Below are 19322 nucleotides of genomic sequence, written 5' to 3'. Positions count from 1 at the left end.
TATATGCCTTTAATTAAACATCTATTCTGTCAGAGAACGTACATAGAAACGGAGGGATAGTAGCAACAAATACTTTATAATAACTAACTTTTTTTATATTCCATTTGTTCATGTGGAATATATTCCTCAGTGAACAAATGAATGTTCAAAGGAGGCAAAATGAAAAAACTTTTCAATATATGTTTAATTGTATTTGTACTATTTTCACAGTTTATTAGTTTCCCGTACAATCAGGCAAAAGCTGAGACTTTAAAGGAAACTTCATTATTTGACACTGTTGAGATGAAAGATGGAACGGATCATATTATTGACGAAGCAAAAAATCCTAACAACTTAATAAAGATAGGATCAACCATTCAAGTAGAATATGCTTGGTCAATAAAGGATCAACAAGTTGTACATGCAAACGATACAGCAGTAATTCAAATACCACTTGCATTAAAAGTATCTAAAGATTTACAAGGAGATTTAGTAACAGATCAAAAAAATATTGGTCAATATTTTATAGCAGCTAAAGATAATAAATTAAAACTAATATTTAATGATCAAGTAGAAAATTCGAAAGATGCTAAAGGAAAAATTAAAATCGATACTGTGTTTAACCCAACTTTAAAAGCTGAAGAGAAATCAGTTCAAATCGCTTTTCCTTTAGGAACACTGGTTCAGCCTATAACAGTTCCTATTCAAGTAGAAGATTCTAAAGAAGATGGCACCAAACAGGATACTAATAAACAAGTGCCAGATCAAGTAGCTAAACCTACTACTGATAACCCGGAACAAAACCCAGCAACTAAACCTGCTACTGATAATCCGGAACAAAACCCAGCAACTAGACCTGTTACTGATAATCCGGAACAAAATTCAGCAACTAAACCTGCTACTGACAATCCGGAACAAAATTCAGCAACTAAACCTGCTACTGACAATCCGGAACAAAATCCAGTAACTAAACCTGTTACTGACAATCCGGAACAAAACCCAGCAACTAAACCTGCTACTGATAACCCGGAACAAAATCTAGCAAGCGATCCTGCTGAGAGTACGAATTCAGATCCAAAGCAAATAACAACAAACATTTTAACGGGTGTAAAGTTGACGGACAAAGACGGAAAACCATTTACAGAGGATAACCGTCCAAGTACAGATTCCCCTGCCAACATTGAGTTTACATGGGAACTTTTAAAATCAATGAATGTGAAAAGCGGAGATTACTATATTTTTGATCTTCCTAAACACTTTAAGATTTACAATACAATTAACAGTCCTTTATACGATAGTGAAAACAATCCAATTGGTAATTTCACTGTTACAAAAGATGGAAAAGTCACGATGACATTCAACGATTATGTTGAAGAACATCCAGATGTTGTTGGTAACCTAAAATTAAAGACCGAATTTAATAAAGCTGAAATTAAAGGTACAACAACACAAGAAATTCCTTTCCCAATTAAAGATAAAGATGTTTCTATTACAGTTGACTTTAAGCCTAATATACAAACAACTACGAATAAAAAAGGGTTACCTGATAGACCAATTAATACAAATGAAATTAATTGGACAGTAGAGATGAACAAAACGAAAGACACTCTTAAAAACGCTGTTTTTAAAGATAACATCCCACAAGGTACAAGTTTAAATAAGGATTCTATTAAAGTTTATTATTTAGAAGTTGATGTTAACGGAAACGCAACACGTGGTAAAGAAGCTGATCCAGCAGATTACAAAATTATTTCATCAGATGGTTCAAAATTGGAGATTGCTTTTAAGGAAAATATCAGTAAAGCATACCAAATCGAATATGTCACAAAAATTACTGATGAAAATGTAAAAGACTTCCGAAATAACGTTACGATAACGAGTGATAATCAAAAACAACAAAACGCAAGTGCTACTGTTACTGTCTCTCGTGGTACACATTTAAACAAAACAAGTAAATATGATCCAAAGACGCAAACGATTGAATGGACAATTACTTACAACGGTGATCAAAGAAATATCAAAAAAACAGATGCACTTTTAAAAGATATTTTTGACGATACACATGAACTAGATGCAAATTCTATCGTTGTGAAAAACGCTTCCTACGATGGTAATGGAAGGCTTGTAACAGGAGATACTGTTAATAATTACACTGTAAGTAATAAGAAGAATGGATTCGACTTACAGTTTAATGAGGATATTAATAGCGCTTATGTAATTTCCTATAAAACAAAGCCAACTGGTAATGTCATAAAAGATGGAAAAGTAAAAAATACAGTTACAGCTGATAATGGTTCAAGTAAAGAAAATGAAATTGGCTTCAAGCAGCAAAATATTATTAAATCTAATAATAAAGCTGAAACAAACTATAAAGACAAAACAACAACCTGGACAATTACAGTAAATAATAATAACTATCCATTAAACAATGCGATCATTACGGATACCTTTGACCATGGTGGATTACAATTAAAAGATAAGAAACTAGAAATTAAAGACGGAGATTATACCCTTCAAGCTGGGACTGACTATGTTTTAGATGTAACGGATAAAGGTTTCAAAATTACCCTTATAGGTACATATCAGTCTAATATGACAAAGACATTAGTCGTAAAATATACGACAGACTTTGATTATACAAAATTAGAAAGTGGTAAAACTTCATTTAAAAATACAGGTAACCTATCTTGGATAGATACGGATTCTAATCCACAATCAAATAAAGTTGAAGCTAATTTTGATCCTGATAATTTTACAAAGGCAAATGGTTATAAATACGGTTCTTATAACGCCCAAACGAAGGAAATTACTTGGGTAATAGGCTTTAACTATAATAATGTTGAGATTAAAGATCCTTATGTTATAGACGTAATACAAGATAAACAAAAGTTAGTACCAGGATCCATTGAAGTACGCGATATGATTTTAAATGGAAGTCCTGATAATGCACAACCTGGTAATGCTGTACCAACTGAGAAATATGAACTTGAAGAACCTACAGAGAAAAATAAAAACACCCTAAAGGTTCATTTCAAACAATCAATTAATTCACCTTACTATATTATCTTTAAAACAAGCCTTGATGGTGAACTTATCCAAGGCACCTACAAAAACGAGGCAGAGTTAAAAGATGGCTCTAAAATTGTAAACACTCTTAAAGGTGATGCTCAAGTAAATAAAGGTGGCAGCTTCGTTACTAAAAAAGCTGTGCAAGATGACAACTATATTAATTGGAGTATTGCAATTAATGAAAGCCAATCGACCATTGCAGACGCAGTTGTAACAGACGATCCAACAGACAATCAAGTACTTGTGGAAGATTCATTCCACTTATATCCTACAACTGTCGATTACTATGGAAATGTAACAAAAGATACAGCAAATGAATTAAAACAAGGAACAGACTATAAACTCAAAATAACAACAGACAATAATACCGGAAAGCAACATTTTGAAATTGCTTTCTTGAAGAAAATTGATCGAGCTTATATTTTAGAATATCGCTCACTTATTAATGCAGACGATAAAGAAAAAGTGAGTAATAAAGCAAAAATCGCTGGCAATCAGTTAACAGTTAAGAACACAGAAACTACTGAAACGATTGAAGTGAGAATGTCTTCGGGTTCAGGCGGAGGATCTGCTACTAAAGGTCGTGGAAACCTTGAAATTATAAAGGTAGATAACGACAATAAGAACACTCTATTAACTGGGGCAGAATTTACTTTATACGATCGTACAGGTAAAACTGTTATCCGTAAAATTACAACAGATAAAGACGGTATCGCTAAATTTAATAACTTAAAACGCGATAAATATTTATTAAAAGAAACAAAGGCTCCTGAAGGCTATGTAATTAGCTGGGATTTAAAACAAGGGAAAATTGTTGAACTTGGTACACAAGAGACTACAACATATAAACTTGCAAATAAGAAGTTGTCGGGAAAGTAGTTTTAACAAAGTCTGATGACCTGAACAAAAACGTAACACTGCAAGGTGCCGTTTTCACACTACTTGATAAAGATAAAAAAATAATTTCAGAACACGAAAAATTAACAACAAATAACAAAGGACAAATTACTGTAGATCATTTAAAACCAGGAACTTACTACTTACAAGAAACAAAGGCTCCTGAGCATTATAAATTAGATGATCGACTGATTGAGGTTAAAATCGCGGAAGATCAAACAACAGTAATAAACCGCACTGCAACAAACAGCTTGATTCCAGGTTCGGCCATTTTAACAAAAGTCGATAAAGATGGAAAAACTTTAGCAGGTGCGGAGTTCAGTGTACGAGATCGACATAACAATGTAATTCGTGGATATGAAAAATTAACGACAAATAATAAAGGACAAATTGAAGCAAAAGATTTACGCCCTGGAGACTATCAATTTGTCGAAGAAAAAGCTCCTAAAGATTATGACATAGATAAAAAACCAATTGAGTTTACAATTGTAAAAAGTCAAAAGAAAGCAGTGACTGTTACTGCGACAAATCACCTCATTAAAGGTGGCGTCACTTTAACAAAAACTGATGATATCGATGGTACAGCTCTTGCAGGTGCTGTATTTAAAATTGTCGATGCTAATGATGAAAAGAAAGTCATTCGCGAAAATGTAACAACTGGTGCGGATGGTAAAGTAACTGTTAAAGACTTAGAGCCTGGTACGTATAAATTTATTGAAACAGAAGCTCCTAAGGATTATGTGTTAAATACAAATCCTATCGAGTTTACAATCGATAAAAGCCAACAGTCATTTGCTACTGTTACGGCAACTAACAGTTTAAAAACAGGAGAAGTTGAATTATTAAAAGTTGATGAATTCGGTGATAAAAAACCTCTAAAAGGTGCCGTATTTAAAATTGTTGATGTAAATAATAATGATGTTCGTACTGACCTAACTACAGATGCTGATGGAAAAACAAAAGCTGATAAGCTACGTCCTGGTACGTATAAATTTATTGAAACAGCTGCTCCTGAACATTACGTTTTACGAGCAGAACCTATTGAATTTACAATCGATAGAAGTCAGAAAGAAACTCTACTTGTGAAAGCTGAAAATGCTTTAAAACCAGGAGATGTTGAATTAACGAAAGTTGATGATATCGATGGTACAGCTCTTGAAGGTGCTGTATTTAAAATTGTTGATGCTAATGATGAAAAGAAAGTCATTCGCGAAAATATAAAAACTGGTGCAGATGGTAAAGCTATCGCTACCGGCTTACGCCCTGGCGATTATAAATTTATCGAAGTGACAGCACCGAAGTATTACGATAAAAATACAAATCCGATTAAATTTACGATCACAGAAAGTCAAACGACGTCGGCTACTGTTACTGCTAAAAACAGCTTAACAAAAGGCGGTATTGAATTAACAAAAGTGAATGCTGCAGATGAAGCGGAACTTGTTACGAATAGTGAAGGAAAGTTAGTTGTAGACGACTTACGTCCTGGTAACTATAAACTTATCGAAACAAAGGCCCCAACTTATTACGATGTAAATGTAGAACCTATTGAATTTACAATCGAAAAAGGACAACAAAAACTTCTTCCACTTACATTTAAAAATAGTTTAACGAAAGGAAAAGTTAAACTTATTAAAGAAGATGATGTGGAAAGTAGTATCGCTCTTGTCGGCGCAGTGTTCACATTACAAGACGCAACTGGCAAAGAAATTGCGAAAGATTTAAAAACAAATGATTACGGAGTACTAGTTATTCCTGATTTAGCACCAGGAGATTATCAATTTATTGAAACATCAGCTCCTGAACATTATAAATTAGATCAAACACCTATTAAGTTCACAATTAAAAAAGGTAGCAAGGATGAGCTTCCAGTCCCTGTCACTGTAACAAATAGTTTACTTACAGGTGGCGTTACTTTAACAAAGGTTGATGACGTTGATGGGGCTACTCTTGAAGGTGCAGAATTTATCATTGTTGATGCTCATGATACGAAAAAGGTAGTTCGCAAAGGATTAACTACCGATGAACATGGTAAAGTCTCTGCTTCTGATTTACGTCCAGGTGACTATCAATTTATTGAAGTAAAAGCTCCAAAAGACTATGACTTAAGACAAGATCCTATTCCGTTCACTATCGGAAAAAGTCAAAAAGAAAATATTAGCGTTACCGCTACTAACAGCTTAACGAAGGGTGGCGTCATTTTAACCAAAATCGACGACATCGATCGTACAATGCTGAAAGGTGCAATCTTTAAAGTTGTTGATATGAATGGTAACGAAGTTCGCACAAACCTTGTTACAGATGACGATGGTGAAATTTCTGTTTCCAATTTACGTCCGGGTGACTATCAGTTTATTGAAACAGCTGCTCCTGAACATTATGTGTTAGATGAGAAACCGATTCCATTTACAATTGAAAGAAGTCAAACAGAGAAAATTACTGTTACAGGTAAAAATACGTTAAAAAAAGGTAGCGTTGAATTAACAAAAATTGACGATATTGATACTGATACGAAGCTCTCTAATGCTGTATTTAATTTATTAGATGCAGACGGAGAGATAGTTGAAGAAGGCTTAAAAACAAATGATGAGGGAAAAATTGTTGTTGAAAACCTACGTCCTGGCACGTATCAATTCGTTGAGACAATAGCTCCTGAACATTACGATTTAAATAAAAAACCGATCAAATTTACAATTAAGAAAAGCCAAACTGAAACTCTTCATATTACGGCTAAAAACGCTCTAACAAAAGGTGGCGTTGAACTTTCTAAAGTAGATGACATCGATGATACTAAACTTGAAGGTGCAGTATTTAACATTGTTGATATGAACGGTACTGTAATTCATAAAGATCTTGTTACAAATAATAAAGGAAAAATCGAAATCGATGACCTACGTCCGGGTGATTATCAATTCATCGAAACGAAAGCTCCTAAGCATTACGTTTTAGATGAAACGCCAATCCATTTCACTATTGAAAAAGGACAGAAGAAAGCTATTTCTTTAACTGCTAAAAATAGCTTACAACAAGGTAGTATTGAACTACTTAAAGTAGATGATCTAAACGATCAAATGAAACTTTCTGATGCGGTATTTAATTTACTAGACCAAAACGGAAAAGTGCTTAAAACAGATTTAAAAACAAATAATGAAGGAAAGATCGTTGTTGAAAATTTACGTCCTGGTACGTATCAATTTGTCGAAACAACCGCTCCGAAACATTATGATTTAGACAAAAAACCAATTGTAGTTACAGTTGAAAAAAGCCAAAAAGATATTGCTACTGTTACTATGAAAAATAGTTTAACTAAAGGTGGAGTTGAACTTTCTAAAGTCGATGACGTCGATGGTACTACTCTTGAAGGTGCGGTATTTAACATTGTTGATATGAAGGGTACTGTAATTCGCAAGAGTCTTACTACCAATTCACAAGGTAAAATTAGCGTTCCTGACCTACGTCCGGGTGATTATCAATTCATCGAGACAAAGGCTCCGAAACATTACGATTTAAATAAAGAACCAATTCCTTTCACTATCGAAAAAGGACAAGCCGAACCGATTTCTGTTACTGCTAAAAATAGTTTAACTAAAGGTGCGGTAGAACTTTCTAAAATGGATGATATCGACGGTACAGCTCTTGAAGGTGCGGTATTTAAAATTGTTGATATGAACGGCAATGACGTTCGCACTGGCATTACGACAGATGCGAAAGGGAAAGTTTCTATTCCTGATTTACATCCTGGAGACTATCAATTTATTGAAACAACAGCTCCTAAGCACTATAAACTAGATGCTACACCAATTAAATTTACAATTGAGAAAAGCCAAGCAGAGAAGTTACAAGTCACTGCTAAGAACAGCTTAATTGAAGGTGCGGTAGAGTTAATTAAAGTGGATGATATAAATCCAGATACAAAACTTTCTGATGCAGTATTTAACATCATTGATGCGAAAGGTAAAATTGTTCGCACAAATTTAACTACTGATAAAGACGGGAAAGTTTCTGCTTCTAATTTAAGACCAGGAGATTATCAATTCGTGGAAACGAAAGCTCCGAAACATTATGATTTAAATAAAACACCTATTCCTTTCACTATCGAGAAAAGCCAAACAACTCACGTTTCTGTTACTGCTAAAAATGGCTTAACTAAGGGTGGCGTTGAATTAACGAAAGTTGACTCTTTAGATGCGAAAGAAACGCTAGAAGGTGCGGTATTTAAAATTACTGATATGAACGGTAATGATATTCGTACGAATTTAGTTACCAATAAAGACGGAAAAATCATCGCTAAAGACTTACAACCTGGAGACTATCAATTTATTGAAACGAAAGCTCCGAAACATTATGACTTAAATGAAGATCCGATTAAGTTCACAATTGAAAGAAATCAAACAAAACATGTCTTCGTTACAGCTACTAACAGCTTAACGAAAGGTAGTGTGGAGTTAATTAAAGTGGATGATGTTGAAGAAAACACAACACTCGAGGGTGCGGTATTTAAAATTGTTGATAAGGATGGACACGACGTCCGTACTGATTTAACTACTGATAAAAACGGCCGTTTAGTTGTGGATGAATTACCACCAGGAGACTATGAGTTTATCGAAACAAAAGCTCCTACTCATTATGACTTAAACGAAACACCTATTAAGTTCACAGTTAAAAAAGGACAAGAAAAAATTGCTTCTGTTACTGCTAAGAATAGCTTAACAAAAGGTGCTGTGGAATTAACGAAAGTCGATGACATCGACGGCTCTACTCTTGAAGGAGCTATCTTTAAAATCGTTGATATGAAAGGCAATGACGTTCGCACTGATTTAACTACTGATAAAGATGGCAAGATTTCTGTTTCTGATTTACGTCCGGGAGACTATCAATTCATTGAAACAAAGGCTCCTACTCATTACGACTTAAATCAAACTCCTATCAACTTTACCGTTGAAAAGAGTCAAACCGCTACTGCTTCTGTTACCGCTAAGAATAGCTTAACAAAAGGTGCTGTGGAATTAACGAAAGTTGATGACGTCGACGGCGCTACCCTTGAAGGCGCAGTATTTAAAATCATTGATATGAATGGCAATGACGTTCGTTCTGATTTAACTACTAATAAAGATGGCAAGATTTCTGTTTCTGATTTACGTCCAGGAGACTATCAGTTTATTGAAACGAAAGCTCCTACTGGATACGATTTAAACGCTAAGCCAATTCCTTTCACTATTACGAAAGGACAATCTCAAGTTACTTCTGTGACTGCTTTAAATAGTTTAACAACAGGTTCAATAGAGTTAACTAAAGTTGATATGGATCACAATGGAACACTTGAAGGTGCCATTTTCAATATTTTAGATCAAGATGGAAAAGTAGTACGAGAAGGCTTAAAAACAGATGGGCATGGTAAATTAATCATAAATGATTTGAAACCTGGCAATTATCAACTAGTGGAAACAAAAGCTCCTGAAGGCTATCAATTAGATGCATCACCAATAAGCTTTATAATTGAAAAAGCCCAAGCTGCACCACTACAAATTACAGTTTCAAATAAAAAGATTGAATCTTCATCAGGTGGAGATAATGAATCAATTACTCCTCCGAATAAAGAAGAGAAACCAGGTAAGGAAACTTCCGAAGAACTAGAAAAAGGAAATCCTGAAACACCTGGTACAGAAACTTCTGAAGAACTAGAAAAAGGAAATCCTGAAGCACACGGTAAAGGAACTTCCGAAGAACTAGAAAAAGGTAACCCTGAAACACAAATAAACAAACAGCAAGATAACCGAAATACGGGTAAAGAACTTCCAAATACAGGTCACAAAAAAGATTCTACTCAAACAGTAGGTATCTTACTTCTACTAGCTGGTTTGTTAAGTATTTTAGCTACAAAACGAAAAAAATATTATTAATAGTTTTTCACACCCAATCAAGTGAACATTTGATTGGGTGTTTTTTTATACAAAAAAGGACGATACATAGAGTATCGTCCTTTTAACGGGGTGAGGCTGTCCAAAAGTACGGAAAACCTTTGAACAGCCTCGTATTTTCATATGGATGCCTTACATATATCACTGATGATAATTATGAAATGCGGAAACATATTTATCATCACATGATTCAAACACGAGAAAAGAAACCCTACAGTGGATTCTTTTCTCTACATAATCTAAAGTTTGGGTACACTAGATTCATGCAATGTAGGAGCTTTCCAAATAGAAAGCGAACCTTCGTTTAAAATGATAGCATACATATCTCCGTCAAAAATATGCAAATGTGCATATAGCGTTTTTTATTTCTCAATGTCAGAATATTGAAAAATAATAAAGATAAGGGTAAAATGAAGTCGTTATCCGTCTTCTTTTGTCAGTCAGAGAGAATAGAAGAATAGGAGAGGAAAAAATGAAAAAATCTTTGAAACAAAAAATAGTAAGCTCTTTGCTTGCTATATCACTCGCTGTTAGCTTAGCTCCGATTGGACAAGCCAAAGCTGATTCCACTTCAGAAATCACACAGACTTCATCTATTACAAAACAAGTTGATGCAAGCCGCGCTATCGAACACATCCGTTTCTTATCCGAAACAATTGGCCCTCGCCCCGGTGGAACAAAATCAGAGGAATGGGCTTCTCGCTACGTTGGTATGCAGCTTAAATCAATGGGCTATGAAGTAGAATATCAACCATTCCAAGTGCCGGATCAATACGTTGGATTTATTGAATCACCATTATCCACAAAGCGTAATTGGCAAGCTGGCGCTGCTCCTAACGCACTAATTTCTACAGAGGCTGTTACAGCCCCTCTTATCTTTGTTCAAGGTGGGACAAAATTAGAGGATATCCCAAATGAAGTAAACGGAAAAATTGTCCTATTCGAAAGAGGAACAACAGTAGCGGACTATAATAAACAAGTTGAAAATGCTGTTAGTAAAGGCGCAAAAGGTGTTCTTTTATACAGTTTAATTGGTGGACGTGGAAACTACGGACAAACTTTCAATCCCCGTCTAACGAAAAAACAGTCTATCCCTGTCTTTGGTCTTGCTTATGCACAGGGAAATGCATTTAAAGAAGAAATCGCTAAAAAAGGGACAACAATTCTTTCCCTAAAAGCGAGACATGAATCTAATTTAACGTCATTAAACGTCATTGCTAAAAAGAAGCCAAAAAATAGTACAGGTAATGAAAAAGCTGTCGTTGTAAGTTCACACTACGATAGTGTCGTTGGAGCACCTGGAGCAAATGACAATGCTTCTGGTACAGGGTTAGTATTAGAGTTAGCACGCGCTTTTCAAAATGTAGAAACTGATAAAGAAATTCGTTTTATTGCTTTCGGTTCTGAAGAGACTGGCCTACTTGGTTCCGATCATTACGTTAATAGTCTATCCCAAAAAGAACGTGACCGGATTTTAGGTGTCTTTAACGCAGACATGGTTGCAACAAATTACGATAAGGCGAAGAATTTATATGCTATGACGCCTAACGGTTCTCCAAATCTTGTAACAGACGCAGCCTTACAAGCAGGTAAACAATTAAATAATGACCTCGTTCTGCAAGGAAAATTCGGCTCTAGTGATCACGTGCCATTTGCTGAAGTTGGGATTCCGGCCGCCCTATTTATCTGGATGGGTGTCGATAGTTGGAATCCATTAATCTATCATATCGAAAAGGTATATCACACACCTCAAGATAACGTATTTGAGAACATTTCACCTGAACGTATGAAAATGGCATTAGAGGTTATTGGAACAGGAGTTTATAATACACTTCAAAAACCTGTCGCTCAAACTGAACAAAAAGCTGCTTAGTCATTTAAAAGACCACCGATTTTTATCAGTGGTCTTTTATTGAGAAAAAATATATATGCATAAAAGCATATTTTCTCCTACTCATTATCGTATACAATATTAACTGTAACAAAAATGATTACAACAATTAAGGAGGCTTTTCTACTATGAAAAAAATGATTTTAGCCGGTGCATTAACTTTAGCAGGAATTACTGGTGCTACCGCGTTTATTCCTGAAACAAAGGCCGCTGCCGCTACTCAAGAACAAAGCTTTACAAAATTTTATTCTTTGCAAACTGGAAGTAGTTCTGAACAAGAACCTGTTTTCCTTCAAAAGGGACAAGAGTTAACAATTCAACCTAACAGCAAAACCCCTAGTTACAGTGTTTATGACTCAAATCATAACCTTATTGGACGTTATTCTGATGGCTACGGCCGAATTTTCACTGCAAAAGCAGATGGGAATATGTACGTTCAATTTCATGCACCTTATGTTTACTATAGTCCTGTTAGCTTTTCGGTTACGTATACAATCCAATAAAATAAAGGGCCCTTCCCAAGGGCCTTTATTTTGTTTCCCAATTCACTTTTACAAAACCATCTTTCACCATTAAACCACTTATACTAAATACATACTTTTCATTCGCTTTCAATGTAGCTTTAAAAGTACCTTTTTTCGATTCACAGATCTCTTTTAACTCTCTTATACCTTCTCCTTGCCTTTCATACAAGCTAAAGCATAAATTCCCACGTTTTGCATCCGTCTCATAAGAAAATGTTACTTCTGTATCTTTTGCATACTCAAGTTCAATATCTTTCCCAGCAATATCCCATGATGAGAATTTTGCCTCGTAACTTGTCTCTCCTTGCTTCTCATTTTCTAAATATATATCTCCTGCTCTCCAGGCATCATCTAACGTCTGTGCAAAAGTAAAGCCACTAAGTAATACAAACATTGTACTTGCCAATATCGCAACTAATGTTACCTTCTGCTTTTTAACAAAATTCATCCTATATTCTCCTTCAACTTTCTTTTTACTTCTTCTCACCATATATAATAAAAATCCAATAAAGAATGGTAATATAACTGCTAAAACACTCCACCCTTTACTCATTTGATGTGCTTTCGCATCTGTATATACCCATGATGCAACACATATTAACAGTGCTATAAAAGCTAAAAGCATTGTCACTCCAGCTACTTCAAATATTACAAACGGATTAGCGAACTCTTTCATGTAATTTATACTCCTTCTTTAAAAATGACTGTATTACAACATATATCGGAATGTATACGTGCATCGTAATAACAACTGCTATAATAATTGGAATTTTGTTATCTAAATGAGTAACAAATTGTTCTATAACAACTGTTAATAAAACAATCCAAATGGCGTGAATATAAATCATCCATCTCTTCTCTAACTTCTGAGCCTTTCGCACGCCCTGCTTCGTGTTATCTATCAGCTCTTCGCTTGGAGTTATCTCTTCTTCTAAGCTACTCTTTATCTTTTGTTCAAATTTATCTTCCTTCATAAACGAACCCCTCCAAATGTTCTCGCATTTGCTTCTTCGCATAATTAAGGCGGTATTTCACCGTACCAATTGGTATATTTAATATTTCACTCATTTCTTTGTAAGAATATTGTTCATAGTAGTAGAGTACGAGCGCTGTTTTATATTTTTCATTTAATAACTGTATAACTTCTCGTATCATTTCTGCTTCGACTTTTTGAATGAGTTCTTCTGATATATTCACATCATCTGCAAACTCTATTTCTCCATCATCTTCTTTATGAAATAAATCCAATACACGATCTTTCCATCTTTTCTTTTTGCGATAAAAATCATAAAACGTACGAACACAAATTGTAGTAATCCACTTTTTATAATTCTCCACGTAAGAAAGTTGGTGCCGCGATGAAAAAACTTTTATCCACGTCTCTTGAAAAATATCTTCCGCGTCTTCTTTCGTCTTCGCTAACTTATAGCATAAGGAATATATTTGCTGCTTATATATATCAATTAATTCTTCTACCTTTTCTTCCATCGGAAACCTCCTGTCATTTATATAAGACGACGCAAATTCTCCTTTTGTTTGATAAAATTTTATTTTTTTATTATCTCCATACAAAAAGGCAATCACAACATCGTGTGATTGCCTTTTACTGAAAGCGAAAAATCGGCTCCGCTTTTCTCTATTGTCCAGCTCCAGCGGCTAGAATACTCGGTGGCTTCGCACCTCCCTCCGAGGCAAAGTACGCCTCTCTGTCAGGAGCTCCATCCCCCTCCTATTCTGAACGAGCCGCTTCCGCTTTTCTTTATGTCTAGCTCTGCCTCCTAGCCCCTTCCGTCTAAGAACCTTCCCCACGAGAAGATAAAATGCATCTTCTGTGGGAAAGAACCTTAGCCTTCGGGACTAAACAGTCGGCTCCGCTTTTCTTCATTACATTTTTTCTGGTGCAGATACTCCTACGATTGCTAATGCGTTTTGAAGTGTAGTGCGTACTGCTTTCATTAACTCGTAGCGAGCTTTACTTAATTCTAAGTTATCTTGGTTTAATACTTTTTCTGCATTGTAGAAGCTGTGTAATGTTGCTGCTAATTCAAATGCATAGTTTGTAATACGGTGTGGTAAACGTTTTTGTGCTGCATCCGCAACTACTGCTGGGAATTCACCAAGTTTTTTCAGTAACTCTACTTCTTTCTCAGAAGTAACAAGTTTGTAGTTCACGTCTCCGCCTGTAGCTAATCCTAATTCTTCACCTTGACGAAGGATACTGCATACGCGAGCGTGAGCGTATTGTGCATAGTATACTGGGTTTTCGTTAGATTTTGATACAGCTAAGTCCATATCGAAGTCTAAATGAGAATCACCGCTACGCATTGCGAAGAAGTAACGCATTGCGTCCACACCTACTTCTTCCATAAGCTCACGAAGTGTAACTGCTTTACCTGTACGCTTACTCATTTTCATTTTCTCACCATTTTGATACAGTTGTACCATTTGGATGATTTCTACTTCTAATGTTTCTTTATCGTAACCTAGCGCTTGAATAGCAGCTTTCATACGTGGAATGTAACCGTGGTGGTCAGCACCCCAAATGTTGATTAACTTATCGAAACCACGCTCTAATTTATCACGGTGATACGCGATATCTGGCGTTAAGTACGTGTAAGAACCGTCGTTTTTAATTAATACACGGTTTTTATCATCACCGTAAGTCATTGAGCGGAACCAAGTTGCACCGTCTTCTTCAAAAATCTCGTGGCGCTCTTTTAATACAGCAAGAGCTTGATCGATTTTTCCGTTTTTGTATAATGATGTTTCTGAGAACCATACATCAAATTTAACACGGAAACTTTCTAAGTCTTTTTGAAGTTTTGCTAACTCATATTTTAAACCGTACTCACGGTAGAATTCATAACTTTCTTTTTCATCAGCTTTCGCATAACGATCGCCAAACTCTTCAGCTAAACGCTTACCAATTGCAATGATGTCCGCACCATGGTATCCGTCTTCTGGCATTTCTTTCTCTAAGCCTAAAGCTTGCATGTAACGAGCTTCAACAGAAAGAGCTAAGTTATGGATTTGGTTACCAGCATCATTAATGTAGTACTCACGAGATACATCATATCCTGCTTTTGCTAATAAGTTACATAACGTGTCACCTACTGCTGCACCACGTGCATGTCCTAAGTGAAGGTCACCTGTTGGATTCGCAGATACGAACTCAACTTGTACTTTTTCACCTTTACCAGTATTCGTTTCACCGTAAGCTTCACCAGCATTAACGATCGTTGGGATTAAGTCTGTTAAGTAGCTATTATCCATGTAGAAGTTAATGAAACCAGGACCTGCGATTTCAATCTTTTCAATAGAAGCTTTTGCTTTATCGAAGTTTGCAACTAATTCTTCTGCAATCATACGAGGTGCTTTTTTCGCAACACGTGCAAGTTGCATTGCCATATTTGTAGAGAAGTCACCATTTGTTTTATCTTTTGGAGATTCTAATACAACGTTTGGAATCTGTTCTTCTGTCGCTAATTCTGCCTTTAATACAGCAGCTTGAATTTCTTCTTTAATTAATCCTTTTACTTGTTCTAAAGAATTCATTATTTTGCCTCCTTCAAATTAATCGTAATTGTATATCTGCCAGCTTCTTGTTCACTTAGAAGCAATGCGTACGTTAAGAAGAGTTGTCCTTTTTTCTTTTCATCCGACCATTTAAAAAGAACGTTATCAGTCTTTGTTTGCAATGCAAACGTACCAAGTTCACTCGTGTACGTACCAGTTGTCCATTCACCTTTCACATGCGTTTGACGCATCGAAACAGCACCTGAACGCATAATGAGAACTTGTTCATCTTGGATTTTAATAATTGTTTTCACTTCGCCTTGTTCGTTCGGCTCTTGGAATGTTACGTATGTACCTTGACCTTTTACATAGTATTGACCATTTGCTTCAAAAGCAACGGTTTCCTTCCTCGCCCCTTCACGGATTTCTGTTACGAAATGAACGTGTACCGGCAAGCCTGCAAGTTGTTTCTCCACGTCTTGCACACCTTTCAAATGTTATAGATATTAAATACTACTTATAATAAATCACTTTTCCTATCATATCAAAAAAAACCTCTGTCTGTCTGCTGAAAAATCAGGAAAACTCCATTTCAAAACATAATTCACTCTCACTTTATTTTATATGATAAAATGTTTTTTAAATCTAAATATTCTTTCATTTAAAGGGGTGAATGAAGTGCTACCAACAAAATTGAAAAAAGGTGATGAAATTAGAGTTATTTCACCATCTTGTAGTTTAAGTATTGTCTCAACTGAAAACAGGAAGCTTGCTGTAAAAAGGTTAACCGAAATGGGCTTTCACGTTACATTTTCAACATATGCTGATGAGATAGACAGATTTGCTTCCTCTTCTATTTCTTCACGCGTTCAAGACCTTCACGAAGCATTTAAAGATCCGAATGTAAAAGCCATTTTGACGACACTTGGAGGATACAATTCTAATGGCTTATTAAAACATCTCGATTACGATTTAATTCGAGAAAACCCGAAATTTTTCTGTGGCTATTCGGATATCACTGCACTAAATAATGCAATTTACACTAAAACAGGACTTGTTACATATTCAGGTCCCCATTTCTCTTCATTTGGAATGGAGAAAGGGCTCGAGTATACAACAGATTACTTTTTAAAATGCGTAACTTCTAATGAGCCGATTGAAGTCCTACCATCTGAAACATGGAGTGATGATTCTTGGTACATTGATCAGGAAAATCGAGAGTTTATTAAGAATGAAGGATACGTTTCGATTCACGAAGGAGAAGCTACGGGAGATATTATCGGTGGTAATATGAGCACATTGAACTTACTGCAAGGTACACCATATATGCCAAACTTAAAGGATAAAATTTTATTTCTTGAAGAGGATAGTTTAACTGGGAGAGCTACTCTTAAAACTTTTGATCGATATTTACATTCTCTTATGCAGCAGCAAGATTTTGAACATGTAAAAGGCATCGTTATAGGAAAGATGCAAAAAGGCGCAGAATGTACGATAGAAGACGTGCAAGAAATGATTGCTTCAAAGCCTGAGCTTGCACATATCCCTATCATTGCAAACGCAAGTTTCGGTCATACAACCCCGATTTTCACCTTCCCAATTGGCGGACGTGCAACAATCATTTCTAACAAAGAAAAAACATCTATCATTATTTTAACGCACTAAAAAAGGAGCGAATGAGTCGCTCCTTTTATCGTTTTTCTATTTTTTCCAACGCTTTTTGCGGAATTGATTCTTTCGGGATTTCAGCCCATCCTTTTCCTTGCATACCTTTTGCATAAATTTTTATAAAAGCACCCGTATGCAATTCACGGTTCATCATTCTTTTAATAACCTGTAACTTTCCGTCTTCTGTATACCCTTTAAAAGTATACAAGTATTCTCCGTCTTTTTTCTCACCTTTATCTATAACCGCATAATAATCTTGTATTTCTTTATTTGAAAAGAAGTTGTCTACAAAAGCATGTACACCTTCTGTTTTTGTGTTCAAATAATACGCTGTTCCACCTAGAATAATGGCGAATACAGCTAAAACTTTAATTACCAATTTCATACATGAACCTCCTGTTTGCACTTCTTTTTCCCTAGTCATATATCTATACTTGTATTATACGAAAAATGGCATACTATACTCTATCTAAAAGTCTTACACTTTCCTTACATTATTGTAAGGGATTTTTTCTTGCAGCAAGTTCCCAAGAAAAAATTTTTCCGTTTCATACACTTTTATATTATTATTGAATGATACGAATTTTTATTACAAAAATCAAAGGAGACAGTTTTCAAATGGCTATCTTGCAAGGTTTAGCACTATTACTTGTTGTACTTTGTCTATTTACACTTTTTAGTTACCGTGCTCCTTACGGCATGAAAGCAATGGGTGCTTTAGCTAATGCAGCAATCGCAAGTTTTCTTATTGAAGCATTTCATCGTTATATAGGTGGAGAAATGTTTCATAATGACTTTTTACAATCAGTAGGAGAAGCTTCCGGTAGTATGAGCGGTGTCGCAGCAGCGATTTTAGTCGCATTAGCAATCGGTGTTTCCCCCGTATATGCTGTTTTAATCGGTATCGCTACTAGTGGATTTGGTATTTTACCAGGATTTTTTGCTGGATACGTTTGTGCCTTCGTCGTGAAATTTCTCGAAAAGAAATTACCGGCTGGTGTAGAGTTTTTAGCAATTTTATTTATCGCTGCACCAATCTCACGCGGAATGGCAATGCTTATGGATCCGCTCGTTAACGCAACACTCGGCAAAATCGGTTCTATGATTTCAGTTGCAACTACAGAAAGCCCTATTATCATGGGTATTATGCTTGGTGGATTAATAACAGTTATTTCTACCTCTCCACTGAGTTCTATGGCACTCACTGCAATGCTTGGATTAACAGGTTTACCAATGGCAATTGGTAGTCTTGCCGTAGCAGCCTCAGCCCCAATGAACTTTATTTTCTTTAAACGACTAAAGATTTGTTCAAAGAAAGACACAATTGCTGTAGCAATCGAGCCTTTAACACAAGCCGATGTTGTTTCAGCAAATCCAATTCCAATTTATGCGACAAACTTCGTTGGCGGTGCACTTGCTGGTATTATTACATCTCTATTCCAGCTCGTTAATAATGCACCAGGAACAGCATCACCAATCCCAGGACTTCTTGTTTTATTCGGATTTAATGACGTTGTAAAAGTAACAATTGCTGCTGTATTATGTGGAATCGTTACCACGATTGTTGGATACATCGGATCAATCTTGTTCCGTAAATATCCAATTCGTTCTGCTGATGAAATTCGCGGCATCCCTTCAGAAGAGAAGGTTGCATAAGAAAAAGAGCTATTCCCGTTGTTTGGGAATAGCGATTTTTTGTGTTGCGTGATGGTAAATGAAATTATATCGGCGCAACTCGAATTTTATCAGCGATTTTTTAAATATATCGACTTACCGACACATAACGACAAAATAAGAGCCCTCTAATCATATAGAGGGCTCTTATTTTATCTAAGCTACGACTGTTTAGACCCTTGCGTC

General features: G+C 35.6%; 10 protein-coding genes and 1 pseudogene. 5 read left to right on the top strand and 6 right to left on the bottom strand.

What is annotated here, in order from left to right; genetic code table 11:
* Nucleotides 1–159: 159 nt before the first annotated feature.
* The 3 genes and pseudogenes from QCI73_RS00755 to QCI73_RS00745 all read left to right on the top strand — a co-directional run bounded on the left by QCI73_RS00755 (nucleotide 160) and on the right by QCI73_RS00745 (nucleotide 12257).
* Nucleotides 160–9845: pseudogene (locus QCI73_RS00755) on the top strand (SpaA isopeptide-forming pilin-related protein).
* 490 nt (nucleotides 9846–10335) lie between these two features.
* Nucleotides 10336–11736: a M28 family metallopeptidase gene (locus QCI73_RS00750; protein ID WP_353822349.1), complete on the top strand. Its 1401-nt coding sequence runs from the start codon at nucleotides 10336–10338 to the stop codon at nucleotides 11734–11736.
* A 146-nt stretch (nucleotides 11737–11882) separates the two neighbouring features.
* Nucleotides 11883–12257, top strand: a complete 375-nt coding sequence (locus tag QCI73_RS00745; protein ID WP_074532662.1) for a hypothetical protein — start codon at nucleotides 11883–11885, stop codon at nucleotides 12255–12257.
* 25 nt (nucleotides 12258–12282) lie between these two features.
* Here QCI73_RS00745 and QCI73_RS00740 read toward each other — a convergent pair whose 3' ends face one another.
* From QCI73_RS00740 to QCI73_RS00720, 5 genes are all read right to left on the bottom strand, one after another.
* A complete protein-coding gene (locus tag QCI73_RS00740) occupies nucleotides 12283–12954 on the bottom strand; it encodes an anti-sigma factor (RefSeq protein ID WP_270394247.1) in 672 nt (223 codons plus the stop codon).
* Nucleotides 12938–13252, bottom strand: a complete 315-nt coding sequence (locus tag QCI73_RS00735) for an anti-sigma factor (protein ID WP_353822348.1) — start codon at nucleotides 13250–13252, stop codon at nucleotides 12938–12940. The genes QCI73_RS00740 and QCI73_RS00735 overlap by 17 nt, the downstream gene beginning before the upstream one ends.
* Entirely contained in the window at nucleotides 13239–13766 is a 528-nt protein-coding gene (locus QCI73_RS00730) for an RNA polymerase sigma factor (RefSeq protein ID WP_242304436.1), read from the bottom strand. The genes QCI73_RS00735 and QCI73_RS00730 overlap by 14 nt, the downstream gene beginning before the upstream one ends.
* Before the next feature lie 396 nt (nucleotides 13767–14162).
* Nucleotides 14163–15833, bottom strand: coding sequence for an arginine--tRNA ligase (gene argS / locus QCI73_RS00725; RefSeq protein WP_353822347.1), 1671 nt, complete (start codon nucleotides 15831–15833; stop codon nucleotides 14163–14165).
* Nucleotides 15833–16270, bottom strand: a complete 438-nt coding sequence (locus QCI73_RS00720) for a YwiB family protein (RefSeq protein ID WP_000414867.1) — start codon at nucleotides 16268–16270, stop codon at nucleotides 15833–15835. Before QCI73_RS00720 ends, argS begins: the two co-directional genes overlap by 1 nt.
* A gap of 202 nt (nucleotides 16271–16472) precedes the next feature.
* On the opposite strand from QCI73_RS00720, the gene QCI73_RS00715 reads away from it, so the two are divergent.
* Complete coding sequence (locus tag QCI73_RS00715; RefSeq protein ID WP_353822345.1) at nucleotides 16473–17459, top strand: S66 family peptidase; 987 nt, start codon at nucleotides 16473–16475, stop codon at nucleotides 17457–17459.
* 25 nt (nucleotides 17460–17484) lie between these two features.
* Here QCI73_RS00715 and QCI73_RS00710 read toward each other — a convergent pair whose 3' ends face one another.
* Entirely contained in the window at nucleotides 17485–17847 is a 363-nt protein-coding gene (locus tag QCI73_RS00710; RefSeq protein ID WP_016719024.1) for a YxeA family protein, read from the bottom strand.
* A gap of 233 nt (nucleotides 17848–18080) precedes the next feature.
* Between QCI73_RS00710 and QCI73_RS00705 the strand changes: the two genes are divergently transcribed.
* Nucleotides 18081–19118 (top strand): PTS sugar transporter subunit IIC, encoded by a 1038-nt coding sequence (locus QCI73_RS00705; protein ID WP_000996321.1) that lies wholly within the window; start codon nucleotides 18081–18083, stop codon nucleotides 19116–19118.
* The last annotated feature ends 204 nt before the right edge of the window (nucleotides 19119–19322 follow it).

It is taken from the genome of Bacillus cereus group sp. MG16, from assembly GCF_040459875.1.
Taxonomy (GTDB): domain Bacteria; phylum Bacillota; class Bacilli; order Bacillales; family Bacillaceae_G; genus Bacillus_A; species Bacillus_A paranthracis.
The sequence above is the reverse complement of the archived record's forward strand: the minus strand, read 5'-3'. Positions and strand labels throughout refer to the sequence as shown.